Here is a 26,910-nt window from a genome sequence, read left to right as displayed (position 1 = left end):
GAGGTCGTATGACCTACTTCATCGATCGTAGGCCCAATGCGAAGCACAAAAGCGCGGTCAACCGGCAGCGCTTTCTCGAGCGCTATCGTCACCACATCAAGCGCTCGGTGGAGGAGGCGGTCAACCGCCGCTCAATCACCGACATGCAGCGCGGCGAAAGCGTTTCCATCCCGACCCGCGATATTTCCGAGCCGGTTTTTCAGCACGGCCCGGGCGGCAAGCGAAGTATCGTCTCGCCCGGCAACAAGGAGTTTCTCGAAGGTGACCGGATCCGCCGTCCGCCAAGCGGCGGCGGGGGCGGTGGGGCCGGCGAAGGTAAAGCGAGCAATCAGGGCCAGGGCGATGACGAGTTCGCCTTTACCCTAAGCCGCGAGGAGTTTCTTGAGTTCGTGTTCGATGGGCTTGAGCTTCCCCACCTGCAGCGCAAGCCGCTCAAGACCATGGAGGAGATCAAGATGGTGCGCGCCGGGCTTGCCCGCGACGGCGTGCCTTCGCGCATGAGCGTGACCCGCTCGATGCGCGAGGCCTACGCCCGGCGCATTGCCATGCGCGCGCCGATCAAGCGCGCGCTGATGGAGGCGCAGCTGGCGCTGGCCGAGGAACTCGGCAAGGATTCGATCCTGAGAAACCCGGCGCGCATCGCTGAGCTTGAGGCCGAGATCAAGCGGCTCGAAAAGCGCATCGCGTCGGTGCCGTTCATCGATACCGTGGACCTTCGCTATCACCAGCTCGCCCCGGAGCCCCAGCCCTCAAGCCAGGCGGTGATTTTCTGCGTCATGGACGTCTCCGGCTCGATGACCCAGAACCACAAGGATATCGCCAAGCGCTTTTTCTTGCTGCTGTACCTGTTTTTGGAGAAGCACTACGAGAAAGTGGAGCTCGTTTTCGTGCGCCACCACACCGCCGCCCGCGAGGTCAGCGAGGAGGAGTTTTTCTACTCCCGGGAAACCGGCGGCACGATCGTCTCGAGCGCCTTGAAGCTCGTTCACGGCATCGTCGAGAAGCGCTACCCGGCAAGCCAATGGAATCTTTACGTCGCTCAGGCTTCCGACGGCGACAACTGGGATGACGACTCCTCGATCTGCCGCGATCTGTTGATCAAGGAGCTAATGCCGAACCTTCAATACTTCGCCTACGTGGAGATCACCCCGCACGAGCACCAGTCGCTCTGGCACGAGTACGAAACCGTGGCCAAGCGGTTCAGCGAGCGTTTCGCGATGCGCCAGATTTTCGAAGCCGGCGATATCTACCCGGTCTTTCGCGAGCTGTTCAAACGCCGGCTGACCACGTCGCCCTGATCCGATCCTGTTTTTCGAGGAGTACGCGATGCGAGTCTCTTCCGATGCACCCGCGTCTGGCCCCATCGCCACGGGCTCTGACTGGAATTTCGACATTCTCGAGCGCTTCGACGAGGTGCTGGCAGCACTCGCCGACGAGTATCGGCTCGATACCTACCCCAATCAGATCGAGGTGATCACTACCGAGCAGATGATGGATGCCTACGCCAGCGTCGGCATGCCTGTGGGCTATCACCACTGGTCCTTCGGCAAGCAGTTTCTCGCCGTGCAACAGGCCTACAAGCGCGGCCAGATGGGGCTGGCTTATGAGCTCGTGATCAACTCCGACCCCTGCATCGCGTACCTGATGGAAGAGAACACGCTGATGATGCAGGTACTGGTCATGGCCCACGCCTGCTACGGCCACAACTCCTTTTTCAAGGGCAACTACCTGTTTCGTACCTGGACCGAGGCCGACTCCATCGTCGACTACCTGGTGTTTGCGCGAAAGTACATTGCCCGGTGTGAGGAGCGCCACGGTACTCACGCCGTCGAGCAACTGCTCGACGCCTGCCACGCGCTGCAAAACTACGGCGTGGACCGCTACAAGCGGCCCTCGAAAATCTCCGCTGCCCAGGAAGCCGCCCGCCAGCAGGAGCGTGAGGCCTACCTGCAAACCCAAGTCAACATGCTTTGGCGCACCATCCCTAAACCCCTCGAGAAGAGCGAGACGCTGCCGGGCGGGCTTCATGACGAGAACGACCCGCTGGGTCTGCACGAGGGCGGGCGCTACCCGTCGGAGTCTCAGGAGAACCTGCTCTACTTCATCGAGAAAAACGCGCCGCTGCTCGCGCCCTGGCAGCGCGAAATCGTGCGCATTGTGCGCAAGCTCGCCCAGTATTTCTACCCGCAGCGCCAGACCCAGGTGATGAACGAGGGCTGGGCCTGCTTCTGGCACTACACTCTGATGAACCGGCTCTATGACGATGGCCACGTGGACGAAGGCCTGATGCTCGAGTTTTTGCAGTCCCACGCGGCGGTCATCAATCAGCCGGAGTTTGACAGCCCCTACTACAGCGGGATCAACCCCTACGCGCTGGGCTTTGCGATCTTTCGTGATATCGAGCGCATCTGCACCGCGCCCACAGAAGAGGACCGCGCCTGGTTTCCGGATATCGCGGGCTCGCCCTGGCGGGAGACGCTGGAGTTCGCCATGCGCAACTTCAAGGATGAGTCGTTCATCCAGCAGTTTCTCTCGCCGAAGGTGATTCGCGATCTCAAGCTTTTTGTGATGGTGGACGACGATCAAAGCGATACGCTCGCCGTGGGCGCGATTCACAACGAGCAGGGCTACAGCCGGGTGCGCAACGCGCTCTCCGCCCAGTACGCGCTGTCGCTTCGCGAGCCCAACATCCAGGTGTTCGAGGCGGCCATTCGCGGCGACCGATCGTTGACGCTGCATCACGTGCAGGAGAGCCGCCGGCCGCTGGAGCGCAGCGTCTACCCGGTCATGCGCCACCTGCAAAAGCTGTGGGGCTTTCCGGTGCATCTGGTGTCGATGGACGAAGGGCGCGTCACGCACCGCTACCGCTGGCCGGTAGAGGAGGGCGATGGCGAAGGCGCGTAGTGCGTTTTGAACCCGGCTCAAACAGAGACCCCGCCAACAAGTGGCGGGGTCTCTGTTTAAAAGCGTCTGGTTTGAACTTTTGCGATTACCCTTTCGAGGTCCAGGACTGGCACCAGCCGTTTGGAGCGACGCTGTTTTCCGGGAAGAGCTGGCAGCCTTCGTTGGACTCGGTGAAGAACATGCAGTTGGAGCAGAGCTCGCCTTCGCTGAAGGCGGGGTGGTCGCTGGCGCTTTGCGCCTCTTCCACGTAGTTGAGCGCCTGGGCGGCGGGGGCGCTCGGGTCGAGCCGGGGCAGCGACTGGGCGAACGCGGTTTTCGATAAAACGCCGGCGCCCAGCGGCAGGGCAGCCAGACCCAGTACACTGTTGCGCATGAACGTACGGCGGCTTTGATCGGCCATGGTATCTCCTGATCTTGCTAACGAAGAGCCCGTCATCCGGGGCGAGCTGTCACGGGTAGGTCGCGGGCGAGGCGCTATAGCGCTCTGGGTATCGCCTCATGATAAAACATTCACCGATGACGCATCTTAACCCATGCGGGCAGGCGTCTCTAATGGGTTCTGGGATGCGCGGCAATAGACCGCGTCAATCGCAGCGTTTGGCCCGCCGAGCGGGGCTGGTATACTCGCAGGCCTGAATACGCAGACTTTCATTACGTTGACCAACGAGGGCGCCATGCAAAACGCTGTCATTTTGATTAATACCGAAAAGGGCCAGGTAAAAGGCGTGGCCGAGCGGTTGGCGGAGGTCGAGGGCATCAGCGAGGTGTACTCGACCTGCGGGCGCTACGATCTGGTCGCCATCGCCCGCACCCGGGACTTCGAAAGCCTTGCCGAGCTCGTCACCGAGCGCTTGAACGCTGTAGAGGGTATCAGCGACACCGAAACGTTGAACGCCATGCAGGTTCACTCGCGCCACGATCTGGAAACCATGTTTTCCCTGGGCTGGTAGCCGCGCCGGGTAGATAACCGAAGAACGATAAGTGTCGCGCGAGCAGCGACGACAAGGGAGCGTGGGGGAGAGAGTCGTTGGGAAAATCGCTTGCGCGCTGGCGCCGTCAGGGGCGGCGCTTTGGCATTGCGCTGCTGTTCGTGGTGGTGGGGGGCGGGCTTTGGGAGTACCAGGAGCGCCACGCGCTGCAAAACGTCGTCTGGATGGGCGCGCCGACCTGGAACGAGCTCGGCTTCACCAGCTTTCATCGCGTACTGCGAAACGACGGCTTCGTCGTTGGCTGGTCGGACGTGCGCGTCAACCCGCTCTGGGTCAGTTACCAGGTCACCGCAGTTGCCGATGATACCCGTATCGGTTCGCGGCCGGGCTTTCGACCGGACTGGCGAACGCTCTGGCCGGTCGGTACCGACAGCTACTCCGGCAGCGGCTATGATCGCGGCCACATGGCGCCCAACTACGCAATCGCCGCGGTTCACGGCCGAAGCGCCCAGCTCGATACCTTCCTGATGAGCAACATGAGCCCCCAGAAGCCAAATCTGAACCGCCAGCTTTGGCAGCGCCTGGAGGAGTCGGTAATGGATCACTTCGCGCCGCGCTTTGACGTGTTACAGGTCATTACCGGCCCGATCTTCCCTAAGCGCTTTACCGATAACGTCCTGAACCGTGTGGGCTTGGTCGAAGTGCCCGAGGCGTTTTACAAGATCATCGTCGCCCCCCACGCCGACGCCCCGCTGGCGCTGGCCTTCATCATGCCCCAGGACGTGCGCGGCAACGAGCCGCTCGCGGACTACCTGGTCACCATCGACGACGTAGAGGCGCGCACCGGGCTTAATTTCTTCCCGCGGCTATCGCCAGCGGTTGAATCGGTACTGGAAGGAGAGGTCAACACCCAAGGCTGGGCGCTCGAGGAAGTCTCGAAACGGCCGGGGCGGTTTCAGTAAGGGCATAACAGATAATAGAGGGGAATCGACGGGCGCTGGAAGACGGCGTCGGTTCGAGCACGGCTTAAGTAGCGCGCGATAATCGGAACATTGCAGAGGCTTATTAAAAAAATACGAGGAATTAAAAAAGCGGGAAGGCCTGATAATGATGCGGACGACACCTCGATGGTGCCCAGGAGAGGACTTGAACCTCCACGTCCATACGGACACTAGCACCTGAAGCTAGCGCGTCTACCAATTCCGCCACCTGGGCGCATCATGTGCTCGTATTCGATTGGTGCCCGGGAGAGGACTTGAACCTCCACGACCATACAGTCACTAGCACCTGAAGCTAGCGCGTCTACCAATTCCGCCACCCGGGCGAATACGAACCACTTGTTTTACACCGCTCGATCTCGTGAAAAGGGGATAACACGGTATCGATTGGTGCCCAGAAGAGGACTTGAACCTCCACGTCCATACGGACACTAGCACCTGAAGCTAGCGCGTCTACCAATTCCGCCATCTGGGCAAGTGGCGCGTATAATACCAGGCCCAAGCCTAAATGCAAGTGTTCAGGCGGATTTTTGAATCAAAAATCGATCGAATGGGCGCGCCGACGGTTGGGTGATTGAAGCGGCGGCGCTATACTGCACCGATGACCAAAGACACCATGACTATTTTCGGCGCGTTTTGCCTATTCAAAGCGCCTGCCTCTCTATCCAAGGCGTGCTTTTGCACGGCCTTTTTTCCTTGCCTTTCGCACACGCCATCAGGGACGACGAACGCATGAAGTACTGGACGTTAAGTGATGACCCGCACGCTGAGCGTGAGGCACACAAATACGACAACCCCGCGCCCAGCCGTGAGTATCTGCTGGCCGCGCTCGAAAGCTACGGCAAGCCGATCACTCATGAAAACATGAGCCGGATGCTGGGCATCGAAGACGAAGACCACCTCGAAGCCGTGCGCCGGCGCATGGCGGCGATGGAGCGCGACGGCCAGGTGCTGCGCGACCGCCGCGGCGCCTATGCGCTGATCGACAAGCTCGATCTGATCAAAGGCAAGGTGCAGGGCCACCGCGACGGCTTCGGCTTCGTGCTGCGCGACGACGGCAAAAAGCCGGATATCGTGCTGCCCGCGCGTCAGATGCGTCGCGTCTTCCACGGCGACCACGTATTGGTGCGCGTCAGCGGGCGCGACCGGCGCGGGCGCGACGAAGGCACCATCGCCGAGGTGATCGGGCGCAACACCCAAACCCTGGTGGGCGTGTATCGCAGCAATACGCCGGAGTTCGGCATTTTGATTCCGGAAAACCCGCGGATCACCCAGGAAGTGTTGATTCCCCATACCGCCAGCGAAGGCGCGAAGGATGGCCAGGTAATCTCGGCCCGCATCACTCAGCAGCCCGCGACCCGCGTGCAGCCGATGGGCGAGGTGATTGAGGTGCTGGGCGAGCGCATGGACCCGGGCATGGAAATCGACATCGCGATTCGAAGCTACGAGATCCCCGCGGAGTTTCCGCCGGAAGTGCTCGATCAGACCAGCGGCATTTCCGCCGAGGTCCTGGAAGAGGACAAGAAGCACCGGGTGGATCTACGCGATTTGCCCCTGGTCACCATCGACGATGAGTCGGCCAAGGATTTCGACGACGCGGTGTACGCCTGGAAGACCAAATCCGGCAGCTGGAAGCTGATCGTTGCGATCGCCGACGTATCCCACTACGTGCGTCCGGGCACCGCGCTGGACGACGAGGCGCGTACCCGCGGAAACTCGGTCTATTTCCCCGGCCAGGTCGTGCCCATGCTGCCGGAGCTGCTCTCCAACGGGCTCTGCTCGCTGAACCCGCACGTAGATCGTCTCGTGATGGTGTGCGAGATGAATATCTCCAAAACCGGCGCGATCAGCCGCTACTCGTTCTACGAAGCGGTGATGAACTCCCACGCGCGGCTGACCTACAACAAGGTTGCAGCGATGCTGGAGCCGGAGAGCGAGCAGGGACAAAAGCTTCGCGAAGAGCACAAGGACCTCGTCAAGCCGATCGAGGGGCTGCACGCGCTTTACAAGCTTCTGCGCGAGGCGCGCGAAGAGCGCGGGGCGATCGACTTCGATACCACCGAAACCGCGATCGTGTTCAATGAAGAGCGCAAGATTCAGGAGATCGTGCCCAGAAGTCGTAACGATGCGCACAAGATGATCGAAGAGTGCATGCTCGCCGCAAACGTGGCGACCGCACGCTTTCTGGACAAACACGACCTGCCGGCGCTTTACCGCATCCACGAGCGCCCGACCCCGGAGCGTCTGGACAAGCTGCGTCTGTTCTTGAGCGAGCTGGGCCTTTCCGTTGGCGGCGGCGACGAGCCCACGCCCCAGGACTATCAGGCGCTCAGAGAAGCGATCAGCGACCGACCGGATGCGGACATTATTCAAACGGTCATGCTGCGCTCGATGAATCAGGCGGTTTATTCGCCGCAAAACGAAGGTCACTTCGGTTTGGCCTACCAGGCCTACGCCCACTTCACTTCGCCGATTCGTCGCTACCCCGATTTGCTGGTGCACCGCGCGATTCGCTCGGTGATTCGCGGACCCCGCCAGACCAGCACCGTGGTGCGCGTCGAAGGCGGCCCGGTCGAGCCGCCGAGCAAGTGGTGCCCCTACACCTTCGAGCAGATGCTTGAGCTTGGTGAGCACTGCTCTATGACCGAGCGCCGCGCGGATGAAGCGACTCGCGACGTCGAAAGCTGGCTCAAATGCGAGTTCATGTCCGACAAGCTTGGCGAAACCTTTGACGGCACCATCGCCTCGGTGACCCAGTTCGGGCTGTTCGTGCGCCTGGACACCTTCTTCGTCGAAGGTCTCGTGCACGTGACCTCGCTGCCCTCGGACTACTATCACTACGAAGCCGAGAAGCATCGCTTGAAGGGCGAGCGCACCGGTGCCACCTATCGCCTGGGCGATGGCCTGACAGTACAGGTCGCGCGGGTCGACATGGACGATCGCAAGATTGATTTCGCGCTCGGCGACGAAAAGCCGCGCCCGCGCCGCCAGCCGCGCAAGCGCCCCGGAGGCGGTGATGCTTCCGAGAAGCCGCGCCGTTCGCCATCCAAACGTGGCGGTGGCAAGGCCTCGGAAGGCAAGGCCGAGCCCAGGGTTGAAGCCAAAGAAAGTGAGCGCTCGCAAGCCCCCGCAGGTAAGGCTGATTCAAAGCCTGAATCGACGGGCGAGGCTACAGCGACCAAAAGCGGCCCGCAGCGCAGTCGCCGCGCCCCCAAAAAACCACCGCTAAATAAGGGATAATGATGAAGTCATCGTCCAGGCGCGGTACGCGTGGTGGCTCAAAAGGGGCGGCGCCGGTACCGGTGCCGGAAGGCCTCGACCAGGTCTACGGCGTTCACGCCCTTGAAAGTCTGCTGGAGCGGGGCGAGGCCCCGCGCGAGCTTTGGATTCAGCAAGGCGCGGGAAAGCGCTTGAATCTTTTGATCGAGCGCGCCCGTACTCAGGGCGCTCGGCTCAAGGAGCAGCCGCGAGAGCTTCTCGACCAGCTCACCGCCGGCGCCGCCCACCAGGGCGTGGTCGCGTTTTGCGCGCCGCTGACGGCGGAAGGGGAGGAGTCGCTGTGGCTCAAGCTGCGTGCCTGGCAGGCCGATGCGCCGCCGCTTTTGCTGGTGCTCGACGGCGTCACCGACGTGCACAACTTCGGCGCGTGCCTGCGTAGCGCCGATGCCGCCGGGGCTCACGGCGTGATCGTGGCGAAGGACAACGCTGCGCCGCTTAACGCCACGGTGCGCAAGGTCGCCTGCGGCGCGGCGGAGGTCGTGCCGGTCTACCAGGTCACCAATCTCGCCCGCACGCTTGAAAAGCTCAAGGAGTACAACGTCTGGATCACCGGCACCGCCGGAGAGGCCGACGCCTCGCTTTATGAGCTCGACTTCAAGGGTCCCACGGCGCTGGTCATGGGCGCCGAGGGCAAGGGCATGCGCCGGCTGACTCGCGAGGGCTGCGATCATCTGGCGAAATTGCCCATGGCCGGCCAGGTGTCGAGTTTGAACGTCTCGGTTGCCGCGGGGATCTGCCTGTTCGAGGCGGTTCGCCAGCGCCAGCTTGCAAGTTGACCCCAACGCTTCTAAAATGCGCTCGCCCGTTTATTCGTTGCGGGCGCCTTGAGGGTTTTTCCCTCACACCATGAAAGTTCTGCTTGATGCCAAGGCGATTAAACGACGCTTCATCGTGGTCTCCACGATGCTAAAAGCGCGTTTGCGTAGGGCATTCAGTTAACTCCTTGCTTCCCTGCCAAGCCTTATTGGTGCGCACCGGAAGCTGTCAAACCGCAAGGAGATTCCATGCGTCATTATGAAATCGTGTTTATGGTCCACCCGGATCAGAGCGAGCAAGTGCCGGCTATGGTCGAGCGCTACACCAGCATCGTGACCGAAAATTCGGGCACCGTGCATCGCCTTGAAGATTGGGGCCGTCGTCACCTGGCTTACCCGATCAACAAGATCCACAAGGCTCACTACGTGCTGATGAACGTCGAGTGCACCGGTGAAACGCTGGAAGAGATCGAAAACATCTTCCGTTTCAACGATGCCATCATCCGTAGCCTCGTGGTCCGCTGCAAGGAAGCGGTCACCGAAGCCTCGCCGATGATGAAGCCGGCAGAAGAGAAGCGTCCGCGTCGCGAAGACAAGCCGCGCAACGACTCTGATGCTGATGCCGACTCCGAAGCAGAAACCGAAGAAACTGCCTAAGTTTATTCACCGCACGTTTTAAAGGAGCTACTCCATGGCACGTTTTTTCCGTCGCCGTAAGTTTTGCCGCTTCACCGCTGAAGGCGTCAAGCAGATCGACTACAAGGATCTGGACACGCTGAAGGCTTACATCACCGAAACCGGCAAGATCGTTCCAAGCCGTATCACCGGTACCAAAGCACGCTACCAGCGCCAGCTGGCGACCGCGATCAAGCGTTCGCGCTACCTGGCACTACTGCCCTATTCCGATAGCCACCAGTAAGCGCTTGATGTGATGCTGGCACTAGCACGATGGCTGATGCGAAAAACGCCCTACGCCGTTGGCGTGGCGTCGCTTGCAACGCTGGTGCCCTGGCTTTTTTGGTTGGGAGCCGCCATTGCCGCTCTGGTGACGCTGCGTCGCGGGTTTGCCCCGGCGCTGCCGGTGATTCTCGCCGCCGCCATCCCCGCCGGTTTTTGGTGGATGCAGGGCGACGTGATTCCGCTGGCCAGTGTGCTGCTGGTGACGCTGATGGCCGTCATCCTGCGCGAGCGGATGCGTTGGAGCGAAGCGCTGATCGTCGGCACGCTGGCGTCGGCCTTCATGATCCAGCTCGGTATCTTCAGCCTGCCCGGTGGGTCGGAGCTGATGCTCGAGCAGCTCAGGCAGAGCTCGGCAGAGGTGGACAACATGCTCACCGAGTTCGCCCGCCAGGGCTACGACACCCAAGCGCTCGCCGCGCTGGTGGTCGGTGGGGTCACCGGGTTGATCGTGCTGTTGGCATCGATCGCCTGTCTGGCCCTGGGGCGCAGCTGGCAGGCCGGGCTTTATAACCCGGGCGGCTTTCGTGAAGAGTTTCACGCGCTGCGCTTGAGCCCTAAAGAGTTCGCGCTATTGGCGATTCTTGGCGTTGTGGCGCTGGTGCTCGGAGGCGAGGCGCTCCTGATCGTTGGCTGGGTGCCGCTGTTAGTGGCCGGCATTGCGTTAGTGCACGGATTTATTGGACTAAAGGGGATGAACGGGCTGTGGCTAGCGGTATTTTATGTACTGCTGATCACAACCTTGCCCACGATTCTCATTGTGCTGCTGTTGGGGCTGATTGATACTTTCGCGAACGTTCGCGCACGCCTTACCCGCAGCAATTGACTAGAGGTTTACGAGATGGAAGTCATTCTGCTCGACAAGATTGGTAAGCTGGGCGGCCTGGGTGACAAGGTCACTGTAAAGCCCGGTTACGGTCGTAACTACCTGGTACCGTACGGCCTGGCCGTACCGGCGACCAAAGAGAACGTTGAAGCGTTCGAAGCGCAGCGTGCCGAGCTCGAAGCTCAAGCCGCCGAGCGTAAATCAGAAGCCGAAGCGCGCGCTGAGCAGCTCAACGACATCGAACTGTCGCTGGTCTCCAAAGCGGGTGACGAAGGCAAGCTGTTTGGCTCGATCGGTCCGCGCGATCTGGCCGATGCGATCTCCTCTGCCGGCATCGATGTCGCCAAGAGCGAAGTTCGCATGCCCGAGGGCCCGATTCGTCAAACCGGCGAATACGACATTGCCCTGCACCTGCATGCCGAAGTGGATGCAACCGTACGCGTAGTGGTGGTTGCAGAGTAATCCCAACGGATGCTTTGCCACCTCCGGTGACGCCGAAAAGGGCGCGGGTTATCCCGCGCCCTTTGTTTTTATAACTCGTTTTTTAGACTCGTGTTTTTGCCTCGTTTTTATACTGCTTTAGGGGCGCAAGGAGTCGATTTTGCAAGGCCCTGCCTTGCAAAATCGTTTTCGCCACCGCCGGGTGCTAGGCGCCCGGCGGGCTCATGAGTAACATGGGGCCGCTTGTCAGTGACCCCGCACAGTACTATTGCCGCGTAAGATGCTATTGCCCGCGTAAGACGCTATCGAAAGGAGCCCGGGATGGATGAGTCCCCTGCGGATCAGGAAACGGCGGCGCTGAAGCTTCCGCCGCACTCGCTCGAGGCCGAGCAGTCGGTGCTTGGCGGGCTGATGCTCGACAATCAGGCCTGGGACAACGTCGCCGAGCGCCTGGCCGCGGACGATTTCTACCGCTACGAGCACCGGCTGGTGTTCAACGTCATGATCCACCTGGCCGAGTCTGGCCAGCCGCTGGACGTGATCACGCTGTCCGAGGCGCTGGAGGCGCGCGACCAGCTCGATAGCGTCGGCGGGCTCGGGTTTTTGGCCGAGCTTGCGCGCAACACGCCGTCGGCGAGCAATATTCGCGCCTACGCCGATATCGTGCGCGAGCGGGCCACGCTTCGAAAGCTGATTCGCGCGGCCAACCAGATCGCCGACGGTGCTTTCTCGCCTCAGGGCCGGCCCGCGGACGAGCTGTTGAACGAAGCCGAGCGGCTGGTGTTTCAGATTGCCGAGGAGCGCCCCAAAACCGGCGGGCCGATCGGCATGAGCGAGCTCCTCACCAAGGCCGTCGATCGTATCGACGAGCTTTTCAACATGAAAGGCGAGATGACCGGGCTCTCCTCCGGGTTTCGCGATCTCGACGAGATGACCTCGGGCTGGCAGCCCTCGGATCTGGTGATCATCGCCGGGCGCCCGTCGATGGGTAAGACCACCTTCGCCATGAACCTGGTTGAGCACGCTGTGATCTCGAGCGACAAGCCGGTGATGGTATTTTCCATGGAGATGCCCGCAGAGTCCCTGATGCTCAGGATGCTCTCGTCGCTTGGACGCATCGATCAGACCCGCGTGCGCTCGGGGCAGCTCGAGGACGAGGACTGGCCGCGGCTGACCTCGGCGGTGAACCTTCTCAAGGACAAGCAGCTGTTCATCGATGACACTGCCGCGCTTTCGCCCAACGAGATGCGCTCGCGGATCCGCCGCGTCGTGCGCGAACACGGCAACATGGCGCTGATCATGATCGACTACCTTCAGCTGATGCAGATCCCCGGCTTTTCGGAAAACCGTACCGGCGAGATCTCGGAGATTTCACGCTCACTCAAGGGGCTGGCGAAAGAGTTCGGCTGCCCGGTAGTGGCGCTTTCCCAGCTCAACCGCTCGCTGGAGCAGCGCCCCAACAAGCGCCCGGTCATGTCGGATCTGCGTGAATCCGGCGCCATCGAGCAGGACGCCGACGTCATCGCCTTCGTCTACCGCGATGAGGTTTACAACCCGGATAACCCGGATAACCAGGGGCTCGCCGAACTGATCATCGGCAAACAGCGTAACGGGCCGATCGGCACGGTTCATATGGCGTTCATCGGCAAATACACCCGCTTCGAGGATCTGGCCCCGGACAGCTACGGCCAAGCCTTCGGCGAATGACTTGAGCCACGGGGCGCAGCCCGTATAATGCCGCCCTTCAACGTGAAAACCGATGTGTAGGGTGATATCAGCGTGGGCGGCACGACCGAGTGCATTCATTGATCTCGGAGTGACCACGTTCGATCAAACGTTCAATCGACAGGAGCAGCGCATGGCTGGTGGTGGTTTTAAGCGAGGCAACAAAAAGCGTCTTCCCAAGCTCGAAGGCCGGGGTGAACTCGAGTCGCTGGAGCGCGAAGGGCCGTTCAAGGAGTGGCTGGGCATGCCGGATCTTTACCGCTACCACTTGGTGGTCAACGGCGAAGCTTTTAGCTACCAGACCGAAGACGGCGAGCTGCCCGTAGAAATCGGCGACAAGGTCGTGTTTCGATACAAAGAAACCAAGGGCGGCAACTGGATAGACCGTAACTCTCTGGGCAAGGCCATCGATCCTTCCCAGTATCAGTAGGCAGGCCAAAAAGGGCTTTTGGTGAGCCAGGTCTCTGATAAAAAACTCTTTTGTTACGTTGGCGCTTGGGCGCCTTAGTGAAGCGGCGAAATTTGCGCTACTGTTACCCTGATAGGGTAATAAAACTGTCATGGGGAGGCGTCAGGCTGTGCCTTATGACCACTAATAACAGGAGAGATTCATGGATTTGAACGAACTGAAAACCTTTGTTGAAGGCTCCAGCAATTTCGAGATACGGGTAATTACCCACTCGGGCAGCCGCTTTTACCAAGTCGAGCTCGAGGATGTCGAGGGTAGCCGACACATGTTGACCCAGCGCGGTAAGCCGATGCTGTTTCGCTCGCTGGACGACGTCTATCTCGAGCTCAAGCGGGCTGACATTCACCGCGCGTATCTGGTGCAGCACGTACCCCACGACGAGATGATCGGCCGCGCCGCGCACTACAGCGAGCCCTTGGCCTCGCGCATGCCGCTCGTTTTCTAACGCGGCGTTAGAGCCTCAAGTGGTTTCTCACCGAGAGTGTCTCGTTTGGCGCTTTTCCACCCACCGCCCCAGCCGTACGCGGTAGCGGGCAAACAAACGGTAGCCTGCATCCATCACCCCGCGCAGGCCCGGTAAGCAGGACATCCCTACCATCCGCCGGTAGCCCAGCACCGCATACAGGGCCCGGCTGGCTTCCATGCCGATATAACACTGCTCGTTTCGATCCTTGACGTGCAGTTTGCCCATCAGGTCATCGAAATTGCACCCCACGGTGGCGGCGTCGAACGTGCTGGCCTGAATATCCACCAGTTCGATGCGCTGGCGGCGCGGATGCTTTTCCAGCCAAGCGACCTCTTTCAGACAAAACGGGCAGTGGCCGTCGTAGTAGAGCGTCACCGGCGCGCGGGCGTTAAGGCTTTTAAAGCGTTGGCTGTTCACGTTAATGGCTCTTGTATCCTTGGGTGTGGTGTTTCTGGCCATAGCCCTGGCTGGTCGAGAGCTTGCGCAGAAAGCTTTCGGCCTGCTGGCGAATGGCGTCGCGCTTTTCGTCGCCCATTTTATTGAGGGAGCCGTAAATCAGCTTCATGCGCGGGTTCTGACTCAGACGCTTCTCGTTTTGCTCGAGAAAATGCCAGTAGAGGCTGTTGAACGGGCAGGCGTGGGTACCGGTCATCTGCTTGGGCGAGTAGCGACAGTTGGCGCAGTGATCCGACATGCGATCGATGTACTTGCCCGAGGCGCAGTAGGGCTTGGAGCCCATCAGGCCGCCGTCGGCGTGCAGCACCATACCGAGCGTGTTGGGAAGCTCGACCCATTCGCTGGCGTCGGCGTAAACGGCCAGGTACCAGTCGCAAAGCGCCTCCGGTTTGACCCCACATAAAAGCGCGAAATTGCCCGTGACCATCAGCCGCTGGATGTGGTGGGCGTAGGCGTTGTCGATGGTCATCTGAATTGCGCGGTTCATGCAGCGCATGTCCGTCTGCGCGTCCCAGTATAAATCCGGCAGTTCGCGGCGAAAGTTGAGTCGATTCTCGCGCTTATAGTCTGGCATCTGCGTCCAGTAGAGTCCGCGCACGTACTCCCGCCAGCCCAGTATCTGACGGATGAACCCCTCCACGGCGTTGATCGGCGCGTTGCCTTCGGCATAGCTTTTTTCGGCGGCCTTACACACCTCTAAAGGCGACAGCAGGCCGATGTTCATCGCCGCCGAGAGCCGTGAGTGGTAGAGAAGCGGGTCGCTGTCGCTGATCGCGTCCTGATAGCGGCCAAAATCCGGCAGCGCCTCGTCGATGAAGTGCTTGAGATCCGCCAGCGCCTGGCGGCGCGTGACCGGCAGGTTGAAGTTATCGATGCTGCCCATGTGATCGCTGAAATGGCGCGCGGCATCGGCCAGTGCCTCTTTGGTGATCGCATCCTGACCGTGCTGGGGCAGGGTGGGAAAGCTTTTCTGGCCTTTCAACGGCTCGCGGTTGTCGTGATCGAAATTCCACTGGCCGCCGGCGGGCTCGCCGTCTTCCATCAAAAGACCGGTGCGCTTTCGCTGCTCGCGGTAGAAGTACTCCATGCGCGGCTGCTTGCGCCCTCTGATCCACTCGGCGAACTCGTCCGGGGTGGTAAAAAAGCGCGTGTCCTCACCGAGCAGCCAGGGAAGCTTCGCGCTTTGGCGATCCTGCATCGCCTCCCACAGGCGCCACTCGCCGGGGCGGGTGGCGTGGATTTCGTCGCAGCCGTGAGCGCGCGCCAGCCGCTCGGCTTCATCGAGCAGCGAGTGGGTATTCTGCTCGTCGTCGAGACGGCTGTAGGCCACGTGAAACCCTTTCTCCTCGAGCGCTTTTGCGAAGTGGCGCATTGCCGATAAAAACAGGCCGATCTTGTGGATATGGTGGGGGACGTAGCGCGCTTCTTCCTTCACCTCGCAAAGCGCCACTACGGCGTTTTCCGGGGTGTTTTGCAGCAGCGGAAGCGATAGCGACAGCTGGTCGCCAAAGACCAGCAGCAGCGGCTTGGACATAAGTTGATCCATAGTTATACGAATAGTGTTCATAGTATAACTTCATGCCGCCACTTTGCTGAAAAGTGATAAGCTTTGGCGACTCAATCTGCAGGAGATGGCCATGAGCGACACCGTTTCGAAAGACGCACCCGGCGAAGGGCGCTTGACCCACGCGCCGGCCTCGCACCCGCCGGTGGCCCGCAAACGGGTCGGCGTGGTGCTGGCCAACCTGGGCACGCCGGACAATACCGACTACTGGTCCATGCGGCGCTATCTCAACGAGTTTCTCTCGGACAAGCGGGTGGTGGATTACGCCGACTGGAAGTGGCAGCCGCTGCTGCAAACCATCATCTTGACCAAGCGGCCGTTCTCGTCGGGTAAAGCGTACAGAAGCATATGGAACACCGAGCGCGACGAAAGCCCGCTTCGCACCATTACGCGCGCTCAGACCGAGAAAATTACGGCGCGCCTGAAAGCGCTGTTCGGCGACGACGTCGAAGTGGACTACTGCATGCGCTACGGCAACCCTTCCACATCCAGCGTGCTCGAGCGTATGCAGCAAAAGGGCTGCGAGCGGATCGTCTTTTTTCCGCTCTACCCGCAGTACGGCTCGCCCACCACGGCGACCGCCAACGACCAGGCGTTTCGCAGCCTGATGAAGATGAAGTGGCAGCCGGCGCTTCGTACCGTGCCGGCCTATTTCGACCACCCAAGCTACTTGAGGGCACTGGCCAACTCCGTCGAGGAGGCCTACTCAGGGTTTGCGACGCGCCCCAGCAAGCTGGTCGCAAGCTATCACGGCGTGCCTGAGCGCTATCTGCTCGAAGGCGACCCTTACCACTGCCACTGTCAGAAAACCACGCGGCTCCTGCGCGAAACCCTGGGGTTCGACGCAAGCGATATCGATACCGCCTTTCAATCCCAGTTCGGCCCGGAGAAGTGGGTGGGGCCGGCGACCGTCGACCACGTGGCCGAGCTTGCCCGGCAGGGGCACTCGCATATCGCCGTGCTTTCGCCTGCGTTCTCGGCGGACTGCGTCGAAACGCTGGAGGAAATTCAGGAGGAGATTCGCGAGAGCTTTCTCCACGCCGGCGGCGAAACCTTTAGCTATATCCCTTGTTTGAACGACCGCGACGATCACGTAGAGGCGCTGGTCGAGATCATCCAAAACGAGCTGGGGGGCTGGCTTTCAACGCGCGAGTGACGAAATAATGTGAATGATTTCAATCGCTAAAATAGCAGGCTAAATAAAGTGGCGAACCCGCTCAAGGGCGGGCTATGTGGAAACGGTGCCGCAGCTGCTATAAGGTGACAGATACTCAATCACAGTTATTCAACGCAGCCGACATGGATGTGTCGCCGCGTCGAGCCCATTACTTGGGCGGTCATCACTCAGGGAGATCGTGTCAGATGCAGCTCGCCATCCTGTTGGGTTTTCTACTGGCAGCCTCGGCGCCGTTGATCAATCGCTGGTTCGGCGAGCAGGCGAGTTTCATACTGGCGCTGTTTCCCGCCGCCATCGCCGCCTGGCTTTTGAGTCAGGCCGGTAGCGTGGTAGCCGGCGAGCCCTTGCTGCTGGAGTGGGCTTGGGTTCCCTCCCTCGGAATTAGTCTTACCTTTATGATCGATGGGCTGTCGCTGCTCTTTGGCCTGTTGATCACCCTCATCGGTACCTGTGTGCTGGTCTATGCCGGGGGCTACTTGAGAGGCAGCCCGGATATCGCCCGTTTTCACGTCGCCATGCTCGGTTTCATGATGTCGATGCTGGGGCTGGTCATGGCGGATGGGCTTTTGACGCTGTTCGTGTTTTGGGAGCTCACCAGCGTTACCTCGTATCTGCTCATCGGCTTCAACCATACCGATCTGAAAGCGCGCAACTCCGCCCGCCAAGGGCTGTTCGTCACCGTGGCCGGGGGGCTTGCGTTGATGGGGGGGCTGGTGCTGCTGGGTATCGCAAGCGGTAGCTGGTCGTTTTCCGAGGTGCTGGCCGGGGGCGAGGACCTTCGCCAGCATCCGCTCTATACGCCGATGGTCGTTTGCCTGCTGCTCGGCGCCTTTACCAAATCGGCGCAGTTTCCGTTTCACTTCTGGCTTCCCAACGCCATGGCCGCGCCGTCGCCGGTGTCGGCCTACCTGCACTCCGCTACCATGGTCAAGGCGGGCATCTATTTAATGGCGCGGCTGCAGCCGGAGCTGGGCGGCACCGAGCTCTGGGTCTGGACACTGTCGCTGGTGGGCGCGCTCACCATGTTCACCGGCGCCTTTCTGGCCATTCATCACACCAATATCAAAAAGCTTCTGGCGTACTCCACCATCATGGCGTTGGGCACGCTGACCATGCTGCTGGGCATTGGCAGCGACTACGCCATGACCGCCTTCGTTACCTTTATGCTGGCCCACTCGCTCTACAAGGGGGCGCTGTTCATGGTGGCGGGCATTCTCGATCACGAGACCGGCACCCAGGACGTAACCGAAATGGGCGGGCTGCGCCGGGTCATGCCGGTCACCGCGGTCATCGCTTTCGTCACGGCGCTATCGCTTTCCGGCGTGCCGCCGCTGTTTGGCTTCATTGGCAAGGAACTGATGCTCGAGGCGGTGCTCGGCGCCGAGGGTTTTCAGGCGGTGCTGTTAGGGCTCGCTTTCGCCTCGGCCATTCTGACGATTGCGGTGGCGGCGATCGTGGCCATACGACCCTTTTTCGGCAAGGTCCGGCAAACGCCTCTCACGCCTCACGAGGCGCCGTTTAGTATGCTTATCGGCCCTGGGCTGCTGGCGTCCGGTTCGCTGTTTTTTGGTTTGGCGCCGGCGTTTTTTGGTATCGACGCGCTGCTGACCGCGGCGGCCAGCGCCATCGTGGGCCAGACGCTCGAGGTGTCGCTGTCGCTCTGGTACGGCGTCAACGCCGCGCTGATTTTGTCGATCGTAAGCCTGGCGCTCGGGTTTTTACTCTTCAAACGCTGGGACAGCGTGCGTGGCCGGCTTTCGGTGCTGGCGCCAATTCAGCGCCGCGGCCCGGAAGCAGGATACGAGGGGGCCTTGAATGCCATCGTGCATGTCTCACAGTGGCAGACCCGGCTTTTGCAAAACGGCTACATGCGCAACTACATCCTCGTGATGCTGGTGGTGCTCATCGCGCTCGTGGGGTATTCGCTTTTGGTGCGCCACGCGCCGGTGCTGCGCTTCGAGCTCGATGCGCGCTTTCACGAGGTCATCGTGGTCAGCACCATGGCGATGGGGGCGCTGTTCGCCACTATCTCGCGCTCGCGGCTGGGGGCGGTGGTGTCGGTGGGCGTGATGGGGTTTTCGATCGCGCTGATCTTCATTCTCTTTAGCGCGCCGGATCTGGGCATCACTCAGCTGCTAGTCGAAACGCTGACGGTCATCCTGCTCGTTTTGGTGCTGTTTCGGCTGCCGCGCTTTTCCAATCTTTCCACTAGCCTCGAGCGCTTTCGCGACGGCGCCGTCGCCGCAGCCATGGGCGTTTTGATCTTTTGGCTGGTGATGACCGCCTGGAGTATCGACCAGTTCGAACCGATCTCCACTTATATGGTGGAAAACAGCGCGCCGCTGGCGTTTGGTCGCAACATTGTCAACGTCATTTTGGTCGATTACCGGGCGCTGGATACGCTAGGCGAAATGTTCGTACTGGCGCTGGCCGCGATCGGCGTGATCGCCATGCTCAAGTTCAACCACGGCGCCCCCAGTGCAAAGCGCAAGAAAGCGCCCAGGGAGCCTTACGATGGTTAAATCCGGCACGATTATCCTTAATACCGCGGCGCGCTTTTTGATGCCGTTGCAGCTGATGTTCTCGGTGTTTTTACTGCTGCGCGGCCACGACGAACCGGGTGGCGGCTTCATCGCCGGGCTGGTGGCGGCAGGGGGCTTCACGCTTTATTTGTTCGCTTTCGGGGTCAGTGCCACGCGGGAGGTGCTGCGCATGCTCGACCCGCGGGATCTCATCGGCATTGGCCTTCTGCTCGGCATGATCTCGGTGGTGCCCGCCTGGTTCATGGATCAGCCCTTTTTGACCGCCCAGTGGTGGACCATTCCGGTGATCGAGTTCAAGGCGTCGACCCCCTTGATCTTCGATATCGGCGTGTATCTGGCGGTGCTGGGCTCGGTGATCGGCATGGTCATGGCGCTGATGGAGGTGGACAAGGATGAACCCTAACTTGCACGGAGGTTTCCCATGGAGCCGATAATGGCCCTGGCGATCGGGCTTTTGTACGCCACCGCCATTTTCATGATGCTACGACGCTCGATCGTCAAGCTCGTCATCGGTTTGCTGCTGCTCTCCAACGCCGCGAATCTGTTGATCTTCACCGCCGCCGGGATGACCCGTGGCGCGCCGCCGCTGATTCCCGAAGGCATGTCCCAGCCGCTTGGCGAGGTGGCCGACCCGCTACCCCAGGCCGTGGTGCTGACCGCTATTGTCATCGCGTTTGGCGTATTGGCCTTCGCCGTGGTGCTGATTCGCCGCGCCTATGAAATCGTCAAGGCAGACGATCTGGACAAGATGAAGGATACCGACACGTGAGGCCCGAAGTCGCTCTGCCCGTTCTGCTGCCGCTGCTCTCCGGGGCGCTTTCGCTGCTGTTCTGGCGCTCGCGGCCGATGCAGCGCTTTCTCGCCGTGGCGGGTAACGCCGCGCTTTTGCTGGTCAGCGTTTGGCTGTTCGTTTCGGTACTCGAAGACGGCTACGTCACCATTCAGATGGGCAGCTGGCCGGCGCCGTTTGGCATCACCCTGATCGCGGATACGCTGAGCGCGGTCATGATTCTAATGACCGGCCTCATCGGCCTGGCGATGGGCATCTATTCGCTTGCCGCCACCGGTCACGGTCATGAGAAGTTCGGCTACTACCCGCTCATGCACCTGCTGTTGGCGGGGGTGGCCGGGGCGTTTCTCACCGGCGACATCTTCAACCTGTATGTCTGGTTCGAGGTCATGCTGGTGGCCTCTTTTGCGCTGTTGATTTTGGGTGGCGAGCGCGCGCAGATGGAAGGGGCGATCAAGTACGTCACCCTCAACCTGCTGGCGTCGGTGATTTTCCTCACCGCGATCGGGCTTTTATACGGTAGCGTCGGCACGCTCAACATGGCGGATATCGCCGTGCGCATGGAGCAGATGGAGCACACCGGCATGGTCGAGGTGCTGGCGGTGATGTTCATGGTCGCCTTCGGCATCAAGGCCGCTGCGTTTCCACTCTTTTTCTGGCTACCGGCCTCCTATCACACGCCGCCGGTCGCGGTGTCGGCGCTGTTTGCCGGACTGCTGACCAAGGTGGGGGTGTATTCGCTGTTTCGCGTGTTCACGCTGATTTTCGATCAAACCATGGGGTATCTTCAGGACATCCTGTTGTGGGGTGCGGTGTTTACCATGGTGACCGGAGTGCTGGGCGCGGCGGCGCAGTACGAGTTTCGCCGGATTTTGTCGTTTCATATCGTTAGCCAGATCGGCTACATGCTCTTGGGCCTTGCGATCTTCACGCCCCTGGCGATTGCCGGTGGGGTATTGGCGATCGTGCACAACATCGTGGTGAAGACGAACCTCTTTTTGATCAGCGGCATTACCCACCGGCTGCAGGGCACCTACCAGCTCAAAAAGATGGGGGGGCTTTACCGCCAGTCGCCGGGGCTTGCCATCGCGTTTTTCGTCTCGGCGTTTTCGCTGGCCGGGGTGCCGCCGCTATCCGGGTTTTTCGCCAAGTTCGTGCTCATTCGCGCGGGCTTCGAGGCTGAGGCCTATGTGGCGACGAGCATTGCGCTGGCCGTTGGGCTGTTGACGCTCTACTCGATGGTGAAAATCTGGAACGAGGTGTTCTGGAAGGCACTGCCCGAGGACAACCGGGTGCCCGAAGCGCCCACGCCGGTAGGCGATGACGGGCGCCTGTTAAAGCCTGGCCTTTGGCTGATGTACCTGCCCGTGGTGGTGCTGGCCGCGGTGAGCCTTTTGATTGGCGTGTTCGCCGAGCCGATCATGCGCGTCATGACGCTGATTGGCGAGCAGCTTTTCAACCCGGCGGGCTACGTGGAGGCGGTGCTGGGAAGCCCTGACGGCGCCGAGGCAAGTATCGTGGAGCCGCTGGAACTTGACGCCGAGCCTTCCGACGCTCCCGGGGAGGAGCTGCCATGACCGGTGCTATCTGGAACCTGCTGCTGGGCCTTGCCTGGGTGCTGCTGAGCGGCGATTTTACCGGGCTGAACCTGCTGGTAGGAATGATCTTTGGCTATATCGCGCTGGTGCTGATCGAGCATCAGGTGGACGCGCTCAAGGGCTACCCGGCACGCATTCCGCGTATCCTTCGCTTTCTTGGCTTTTTTATCAAGGAACTGGTTCAAGCAAACCTTCGCGTTGCTTTCGATATCCTGACGCCACCCTGGCACATGAAGCCCGGCGTCATCGCCATGCCGCTGTCGGCGCGTACCGAAATGGAGATCACTCTGGTGGCCAATCTGATCTCACTGACGCCGGGGACGCTGAGTCTGGACGTTTCTGACGATCGCCGGGTGCTCTACATTCACGCCATGTTCCTGGACGACGAGGACGAGCTGCGGCGCAACCTCAAGGAAATGGAGCATCGCGCACTGGAGCTGTTTCGCTAATGGACACCGTCATTTTAATTTGTCAGATCATCATGGGCCTAGCGCTGGTGCTGACGTTCGTGCGGGTAGTAAGAGGGCCAAGCCTTCCCGACCGGGTGGTGGCGCTGGAGCTTTTCTCGACCACCGTCGTCGGGCTCGTCGGGGTATACGCCGTGCAGTCCGGTGTCGCAAGCTTTCTGGATGCTGCCATCGTCATCGCGCTAATGGGGTTTTTGGCCGCGATCGGCTTTGCCCGGTTTTTGGAACGAGGAGGGCCGCGGGATGATTGAGTTCGTCAAGGGGGCGCTGCTGCTCAGCGGCTCGCTGTTCATCTTGCTGGCCGCCATTGGCCTTTTGCGCCTGCCGGATTTGCTAACGCGCATGCACGCCACCACCAAGGCCGCCGCGCTCGGCGTCATACTGATCATGCTGGCCTCGGCCATGCACTTTGCTGAAGTTGGCGTGGTGGCCCGCTCTTTCGCCATCATCCTGTTCATTCTCATGACCGCGCCGGTCGCGGCTCATGTCATTGGGCGGGCAGGGTACTTCGTGGGTTCGAAACTCTGGAGCGGTACGGTCAAGGACGAATTAAAGCCCAACTACGACCCGCTTACTCACGAGCTCAAAAGCGGCCTTGAGACCGAAGAGAATGCCCGGCGCCCCGTAAAAGATGTGGATTTAGAGTAGTCCAAACCACTCGTCAAAAATTGTACCACTCGTTTATTAACGTTTTTAAAACAGCATTTTAATAACCTGTGTTATCAAAAAAGCCGCCTTTTTGAGGGCGGCTTTTCTTTTTTCGGCTAAAACGGCTTGCAAAAAGGCTGGTTATTTAATGTACAATAATTGTATTGTATAAGATAATGTGTTCAGTTATTACGCTGTGAACGTTTTTAAACCCGTTACTGCTGCGCCCTGGAGTTGGTTAAAAGCCTACGAAGACCGCGTTCTATACCCGCGTTCATATCGTATCGAGGATGGACGCACAGCTGATGTGGAGCGCTTAAGCGGTTACTCCGCCCATGCACACCCAGCCAGCAAGGTACGCCAGGAGACTCTTGATGCAAGCTACTACCGATATTGTCTTGATAAACAATAGCTTGAGGGTATCAGACAATCCGTTATTGAGATTCGACTCCCGTCCCGATCAGCTTATCTGTCTTTTCGTGCTCGACCAGCGTCTGCTTGAGCCGGCTTTGCCCGGAGAAGCGACGCCGCGGTTGGGGCCTGCACGGCTGCGGTTTTTATGGCAAAGCCTAATGGCGCTTCGCGGTGAGCTTCTACACCGCGGCAGCGATCTACTTGTGCGTATCGGTGAACCGGCAAAAATAGTTGTACAGCTTGCTAATCAATACCGCGCGCGTAGCGTGCGGGCGATGGAGCACTCGGCCGCCGAAGAGGCGCGATTGATCGATCAAATCGACAATGCGCTGCCTGATGAAACGACGCTCGAGCGTATTGAAAGCGGTTATCTTTTCGATCGTGAAGAGCTTCCTTTCGAGCTCGATGAAATGCCCGGTAGCTTCTCGGCGTTTCGCCAGCGGATCGAAAAACAGTGGTCGTTTGGCGAAGCGCTCGCAGCCCCCTATACCTTGCCTTGCTGGCCTGAAAACGCCTCGCGTGGTTTTCCACCGCTTAAAAAAGTGAGTGAAGAGAGCGCTTTCTGGCAGCCCGATGACCGCCAGGGATTCAATTTCATCGGCGGTGAGGACGCCGCGCGCGATCGACTTCACGACTATTTTTGGCAGCTCAACGGCGCTTGGTCCTACAAAAAGACCCGCAATGGTCTTCTAGGTGACACCTTTTCAACACGATTTTCACCCTGGCTTGCCTGTGGTTGCCTTTCCGCGCGGCAGGTGTACGAAGAGGTCAAGGCCTGGGAGGCGGTCAACGGAACCTGCGAGTCGAGCCAGTGGATCGTGTTCGAGCTAATGTGGCGCGATTATTTTCACCGAAATGCACAAGTGGAAGGCCCCAAACTGTTTGGGGAGCAGACGCTACCGGAACCGTGTGAAAATTTTGACCGCTGGCGCGAAGCTAGAACTGGCGTGCCGTTCGTGGACGCCGCCATGCACGAGCTTAGCCACACCGGCTGGATTTCGAGCCGTTCGCGTCAAAACGTGGCAAGCTTTTTGGTCAAGGATCTGGGGGTCGATTGGCGCCTTGGAGCGCAGTGGTTCGAGCACTGCTTGATCGATTACGACGCGGCCAACAACTGGGGTAACTGGAGCCATATCGCCGGTACCGGCCGCGATGGACGAAAGGATCGCTATTTCAACGTTTTAAAGCAGGCCAAACAGTACGATCCAAAAGGGCTTTATGTAGCTCACTGGCTTCCTGAGCTCGACAAGCTCGATTTTGGAGTCGACCGTCATCAGCCTTGGCGCAGCGCGCCGGAAAGCTTTGACCCACCCTGTGTCGAGCCCCAGGAGTGGGAGCGCTGGCTGATGGATAAGCCTGCCGCCAATAGCGCCGATAAGGGCGATGATGCCATTCGGATCAAGAGCCCGCTGGAGCGCCAGATTGCGCGTAACGACTCGAAGGTGTCCGCTTCTGAGAGCGCGCGTCAGGCGTCCAGAGTCTCGATTGAGGAGATTGAAGAGGCCGAAGAGTAGCGATTGATTCGCGTTGATGGATTCAAGCTGTCACGCTGGCAAGCCACGCGATTCCAGGCCATTATCAGTCTCTGCCAGGGATAGCCAAGAGATTGAAACCATGTCGTTGAAAACCAGTATGTTTGCAGGCTATCGGGGCGTTCAGCTCGGTGCCATTAGTCTCGCGGCGGGCCTGATGCTCGCCACTCCCGCCTACGCCAACCTTGAGCTAATGAGCGAAGTCGACGCCCGCGGTGCCGAAGAGCTTCGCTTTGCCAGTTTCGAGCAGTGGCGCGACGAATTTCGAAGCTACGCGAAAAGCCAAGGCGTTAGCGAAGTGACACTAGCCTCGTCTTTCGACAATATTCGTTATCGCGAGCGTGTCATCGAGCTCGACCGCTACCAGCCCGAGTTCGTGCGCCCGATCTGGCAATATCTCGACTCCGCCGTATCCGATACGCGCGTCAGTAACGGTCGTGAAAAGCTCGAGTCACACCGTCAAACCGCCGCCGAGATGCAGAGCCGCTTCGGCGTACCGGCCGAAATCATCGTGGCGATCTGGGGAATCGAGAGTAACTACGGCAGCAACTTTGGCGACTTTTCGACGCTCGAGTCGCTCGCTACGCTGGCCTTCGACGGCCGGCGCCGCGATTTCGCCCGAGGCGAGCTTCTGGCCGCGCTTCGCATCATCGATGAAGGCGACATCACCGCCGAACGCATGAAAGGCTCCTGGGCCGGGGCCATGGGCCACACCCAGTTCATTCCCTCAAGTTTCGAAGCCTACGCCGTCGATGGCGACAACGACGGACATCGCGATATCTGGGGAAGTATCCCCGACGTCATGGCCTCGACCGCCAACTATCTTGCGAAGGCCAACTGGCAGCCGGGCGAGCCCTGGGGGCGCGAAGTCGTACTGCCCGAAAACTTCGACTACGCCCAGACCGAGCGCCGTTCGACCCGCGAGTGGGCCAGTCAGGGCGTACGCGCTGTCAGCGGGGAGCTTCCTAACTTCGACAGCGCCGCGATCATCGTGCCCGCCGGCGCTCAGGGGCCCGCTTTTTTGGTCGGCCCCAACTTTCGCTCCATTCTGCGTTACAACAACGCCACCAGCTACGCGCTCGCCGTGGCAACGCTGGGTGACGCCATCGCCGGGCGGCCGGGCATTTCCCAAGACTGGCCGCGCGACGAGGCACCATTGACGCGCGACGATGTCAGAAGCCTTCAGCAGCGGCTAAATGCTGCCGGATATTCCGTGGGCACGCCGGATGGCATTATGGGGCCCAATACGCAAAGCGGGCTGCGCGCCTTCCAGCGCGACCAGGGGTTGACGCCGGATGGCTTCGCCACGCAGTCGCTGCTCGAGCGCCTTCGTTAGCGCTCGATCCATCAACGAACGCCACTGTTTTTTTCATCAAGGATGACTGTCAATGAGCAAGGCTTTTTCACACGTACTGGGACTATGCGCGCTTTCCGGCGCATTGGTAGCGAGCAGCGCCACATTGGCCGACGAGCGCGACGTCTACGGCTGGGTCGAGAACGCCGTGATCGATCACTGGGACATCACGGTGAAGGCGAAGCTCGATAGCGGCGCGCTCACCTCGTCGCTGGACGCGCGCGATATCGAAACCTTCGAAAAAGAGGGCGAAGAGTGGGTGCGCTTTCGTCTCCAGCTAGAGGACCAGGGCAGCGGCGAAACCTTTAGCGATGAAATTGAGCGCCCGCTTCACCGTGAGCAGACCGTTCGCGGCGCGGGTGGCAGCGACGAGCGCCCGGTCGTGCTGCTGGATATCTGCATGGGCAACACGGTCTATGAAGAGCAGTTTAGCCTCCGCGACCGTGAAGAGATGATCTACCCGATGCTGTTGGGGCGGCGCACCATTAGCCATCTGGGCCTGCTCGACGTGGAAAATACCTTCCTGCAAGACCCTGAGTGCTCAGAGGACGCCGACTACGTCGCCTTTGACCCCGAAGACGATCAGGACTAACCCCGAGCGCGCCGGCGTATCAAAGC

The 26,910-nt window shown here is 60.3% G+C and carries 27 protein-coding genes and 3 tRNA genes; 24 read left to right on the top strand and 6 right to left on the bottom strand.

Features of this window, described 5'->3' with window-relative positions; translation table 11 throughout:
* The first annotated feature begins 8 nt into the window (after positions 1-8).
* Together ACGLWX_RS03610 and ACGLWX_RS03605 are read left to right on the top strand one after the other, a co-directional pair.
* Positions 9-1,298: a YeaH/YhbH family protein gene (locus tag ACGLWX_RS03610; protein WP_396237394.1), complete on the top strand. Its 1,290-nt coding sequence runs from the start codon at positions 9-11 to the stop codon at positions 1,296-1,298.
* Between the two features lie 28 nt (positions 1,299-1,326).
* Positions 1,327-2,904 carry a SpoVR family protein gene (locus tag ACGLWX_RS03605; RefSeq protein ID WP_396237392.1) on the top strand — a complete coding sequence of 526 codons (1,578 nt, stop codon included), beginning with the start codon at positions 1,327-1,329 and terminating at the stop codon, positions 2,902-2,904.
* A gap of 85 nt (positions 2,905-2,989) precedes the next feature.
* On the opposite strand, the gene ACGLWX_RS03600 is transcribed toward ACGLWX_RS03605, so the two are convergent.
* Entirely contained in the window at positions 2,990-3,304 is a 315-nt protein-coding gene (locus ACGLWX_RS03600) for a high-potential iron-sulfur protein (protein ID WP_252107233.1), read from the bottom strand.
* Positions 3,305-3,578: 274 nt separating this feature from the next.
* Here ACGLWX_RS03600 and ACGLWX_RS03595 point away from each other — a divergent pair, with 274 nt between their 5' ends.
* The gene (locus tag ACGLWX_RS03595) at positions 3,579-3,854 is read left to right on the top strand and encodes an Lrp/AsnC family transcriptional regulator (protein ID WP_252107234.1); all 276 of its coding nucleotides are present in this window, start codon (positions 3,579-3,581) and stop codon (positions 3,852-3,854) included.
* A 77-nt stretch (positions 3,855-3,931) separates the two neighbouring features.
* Positions 3,932-4,795, top strand: a complete 864-nt coding sequence (locus ACGLWX_RS03590) for a DNA/RNA non-specific endonuclease (RefSeq protein ID WP_396237390.1) — start codon at positions 3,932-3,934, stop codon at positions 4,793-4,795.
* A 166-nt stretch (positions 4,796-4,961) separates the two neighbouring features.
* On the opposite strand, the gene ACGLWX_RS03585 is transcribed toward ACGLWX_RS03590, so the two are convergent.
* From ACGLWX_RS03585 to ACGLWX_RS03575, 3 genes are all read right to left on the bottom strand, one after another.
* Positions 4,962-5,048: transfer RNA gene (locus tag ACGLWX_RS03585), tRNA-Leu, on the bottom strand.
* Between the two features lie 22 nt (positions 5,049-5,070).
* A tRNA-Leu gene (locus ACGLWX_RS03580) sits at positions 5,071-5,157 on the bottom strand.
* A 62-nt stretch (positions 5,158-5,219) separates the two neighbouring features.
* Positions 5,220-5,306: transfer RNA gene (locus tag ACGLWX_RS03575), tRNA-Leu, on the bottom strand.
* Positions 5,307-5,563: 257 nt separating this feature from the next.
* Between ACGLWX_RS03575 and rnr the strand changes: the two genes are divergently transcribed.
* The 9 genes from rnr to ACGLWX_RS03530 all read left to right on the top strand — a co-directional run bounded on the left by rnr (position 5,564) and on the right by ACGLWX_RS03530 (position 13,728).
* Positions 5,564-8,071 carry a ribonuclease R gene (gene rnr / locus ACGLWX_RS03570; protein ID WP_396237388.1) on the top strand — a complete coding sequence of 836 codons (2,508 nt, stop codon included), beginning with the start codon at positions 5,564-5,566 and terminating at the stop codon, positions 8,069-8,071.
* Positions 8,071-8,886, top strand: a complete 816-nt coding sequence (gene rlmB, locus ACGLWX_RS03565) for a 23S rRNA (guanosine(2251)-2'-O)-methyltransferase RlmB (RefSeq protein ID WP_396237386.1) — start codon at positions 8,071-8,073, stop codon at positions 8,884-8,886. The genes rnr and rlmB overlap by 1 nt, the downstream gene beginning before the upstream one ends.
* Before the next feature lie 228 nt (positions 8,887-9,114).
* Positions 9,115-9,522, top strand: a complete 408-nt coding sequence (gene rpsF / locus ACGLWX_RS03560; protein ID WP_252107238.1) for a 30S ribosomal protein S6 — start codon at positions 9,115-9,117, stop codon at positions 9,520-9,522.
* A gap of 34 nt (positions 9,523-9,556) precedes the next feature.
* Positions 9,557-9,784 carry a 30S ribosomal protein S18 gene (gene rpsR, locus ACGLWX_RS03555; RefSeq protein ID WP_009097135.1) on the top strand — a complete coding sequence of 76 codons (228 nt, stop codon included), beginning with the start codon at positions 9,557-9,559 and terminating at the stop codon, positions 9,782-9,784.
* A gap of 12 nt (positions 9,785-9,796) precedes the next feature.
* Positions 9,797-10,648 carry a hypothetical protein gene (locus ACGLWX_RS03550; protein ID WP_396237384.1) on the top strand — a complete coding sequence of 284 codons (852 nt, stop codon included), beginning with the start codon at positions 9,797-9,799 and terminating at the stop codon, positions 10,646-10,648.
* 15 nt (positions 10,649-10,663) lie between these two features.
* Positions 10,664-11,110 carry a 50S ribosomal protein L9 gene (gene rplI / locus ACGLWX_RS03545; RefSeq protein ID WP_252107240.1) on the top strand — a complete coding sequence of 149 codons (447 nt, stop codon included), beginning with the start codon at positions 10,664-10,666 and terminating at the stop codon, positions 11,108-11,110.
* 300 nt (positions 11,111-11,410) lie between these two features.
* On the top strand, positions 11,411-12,796 hold the full coding sequence (dnaB, locus tag ACGLWX_RS03540; protein WP_252107241.1) for a replicative DNA helicase: 1,386 nt from the start codon (positions 11,411-11,413) through the stop codon (positions 12,794-12,796).
* Between the two features lie 151 nt (positions 12,797-12,947).
* Positions 12,948-13,244: a hypothetical protein gene (locus ACGLWX_RS03535; protein ID WP_252107667.1), complete on the top strand. Its 297-nt coding sequence runs from the start codon at positions 12,948-12,950 to the stop codon at positions 13,242-13,244.
* A 181-nt stretch (positions 13,245-13,425) separates the two neighbouring features.
* A complete protein-coding gene (locus ACGLWX_RS03530; RefSeq protein WP_252107242.1) occupies positions 13,426-13,728 on the top strand; it encodes a DUF6482 family protein in 303 nt (100 codons plus the stop codon).
* Positions 13,729-13,755: 27 nt separating this feature from the next.
* On the opposite strand, the gene ACGLWX_RS03525 is transcribed toward ACGLWX_RS03530, so the two are convergent.
* Together ACGLWX_RS03525 and ACGLWX_RS03520 are read right to left on the bottom strand one after the other, a co-directional pair.
* The gene (locus ACGLWX_RS03525) at positions 13,756-14,166 is read right to left on the bottom strand and encodes a thiol-disulfide oxidoreductase DCC family protein (RefSeq protein ID WP_396237382.1); all 411 of its coding nucleotides are present in this window, start codon (positions 14,164-14,166) and stop codon (positions 13,756-13,758) included.
* 1 nt (position 14,167) lies between these two features.
* Positions 14,168-15,739 carry a cryptochrome/photolyase family protein gene (locus tag ACGLWX_RS03520; RefSeq protein ID WP_396237380.1) on the bottom strand — a complete coding sequence of 524 codons (1,572 nt, stop codon included), beginning with the start codon at positions 15,737-15,739 and terminating at the stop codon, positions 14,168-14,170.
* Positions 15,740-15,842: 103 nt separating this feature from the next.
* Between ACGLWX_RS03520 and hemH the strand changes: the two genes are divergently transcribed.
* The 11 genes from hemH (at position 15,843) to ACGLWX_RS03465 (ending at position 26,884) form a co-directional block, all read left to right on the top strand.
* Positions 15,843-16,925 (top strand): ferrochelatase, encoded by a 1,083-nt coding sequence (gene hemH / locus ACGLWX_RS03515; RefSeq protein ID WP_396237378.1) that lies wholly within the window; start codon positions 15,843-15,845, stop codon positions 16,923-16,925.
* A 206-nt stretch (positions 16,926-17,131) separates the two neighbouring features.
* Positions 17,132-19,468: a putative monovalent cation/H+ antiporter subunit A gene (locus ACGLWX_RS03510; protein ID WP_396237376.1), complete on the top strand. Its 2,337-nt coding sequence runs from the start codon at positions 17,132-17,134 to the stop codon at positions 19,466-19,468.
* Complete coding sequence (locus ACGLWX_RS03505) at positions 19,461-19,892, top strand: Na+/H+ antiporter subunit B (RefSeq protein WP_263584562.1); 432 nt, start codon at positions 19,461-19,463, stop codon at positions 19,890-19,892. Before ACGLWX_RS03510 ends, ACGLWX_RS03505 begins: the two co-directional genes overlap by 8 nt.
* Positions 19,893-19,910: 18 nt before the next feature.
* Positions 19,911-20,258, top strand: a complete 348-nt coding sequence (locus ACGLWX_RS03500; RefSeq protein WP_263584561.1) for a Na+/H+ antiporter subunit C — start codon at positions 19,911-19,913, stop codon at positions 20,256-20,258.
* Entirely contained in the window at positions 20,255-21,856 is a 1,602-nt protein-coding gene (locus ACGLWX_RS03495) for a Na+/H+ antiporter subunit D (RefSeq protein WP_396237374.1), read from the top strand. The genes ACGLWX_RS03500 and ACGLWX_RS03495 overlap by 4 nt, the downstream gene beginning before the upstream one ends.
* Complete coding sequence (locus ACGLWX_RS03490) at positions 21,853-22,326, top strand: Na+/H+ antiporter subunit E (protein WP_252107250.1); 474 nt, start codon at positions 21,853-21,855, stop codon at positions 22,324-22,326. Before ACGLWX_RS03495 ends, ACGLWX_RS03490 begins: the two co-directional genes overlap by 4 nt.
* Positions 22,326-22,595, top strand: a complete 270-nt coding sequence (locus tag ACGLWX_RS03485) for a monovalent cation/H+ antiporter complex subunit F (protein ID WP_396237372.1) — start codon at positions 22,326-22,328, stop codon at positions 22,593-22,595. Before ACGLWX_RS03490 ends, ACGLWX_RS03485 begins: the two co-directional genes overlap by 1 nt.
* Positions 22,588-22,992: a monovalent cation/H(+) antiporter subunit G gene (gene mnhG / locus ACGLWX_RS03480; RefSeq protein WP_396237370.1), complete on the top strand. Its 405-nt coding sequence runs from the start codon at positions 22,588-22,590 to the stop codon at positions 22,990-22,992. Before ACGLWX_RS03485 ends, mnhG begins: the two co-directional genes overlap by 8 nt.
* A 335-nt stretch (positions 22,993-23,327) precedes the next feature.
* Positions 23,328-24,920 (top strand): DASH family cryptochrome, encoded by a 1,593-nt coding sequence (locus tag ACGLWX_RS03475; protein ID WP_396237368.1) that lies wholly within the window; start codon positions 23,328-23,330, stop codon positions 24,918-24,920.
* A 100-nt stretch (positions 24,921-25,020) separates the two neighbouring features.
* Positions 25,021-26,274 (top strand): lytic murein transglycosylase, encoded by a 1,254-nt coding sequence (locus ACGLWX_RS03470; RefSeq protein ID WP_396237366.1) that lies wholly within the window; start codon positions 25,021-25,023, stop codon positions 26,272-26,274.
* A gap of 52 nt (positions 26,275-26,326) precedes the next feature.
* Positions 26,327-26,884 (top strand): ATP-dependent zinc protease, encoded by a 558-nt coding sequence (locus ACGLWX_RS03465; RefSeq protein ID WP_396237364.1) that lies wholly within the window; start codon positions 26,327-26,329, stop codon positions 26,882-26,884.
* Positions 26,885-26,910: the final 26 nt, after the last annotated feature.

The sequence above is a fragment of the Halomonas sp. HMF6819 genome (assembly GCF_044335525.1).
GTDB lineage: Bacteria > Pseudomonadota > Gammaproteobacteria > Pseudomonadales > Halomonadaceae > Vreelandella.
The sequence above is the reverse complement of the archived record's forward strand: the minus strand, read 5'-3'. Positions and strand labels throughout refer to the sequence as shown.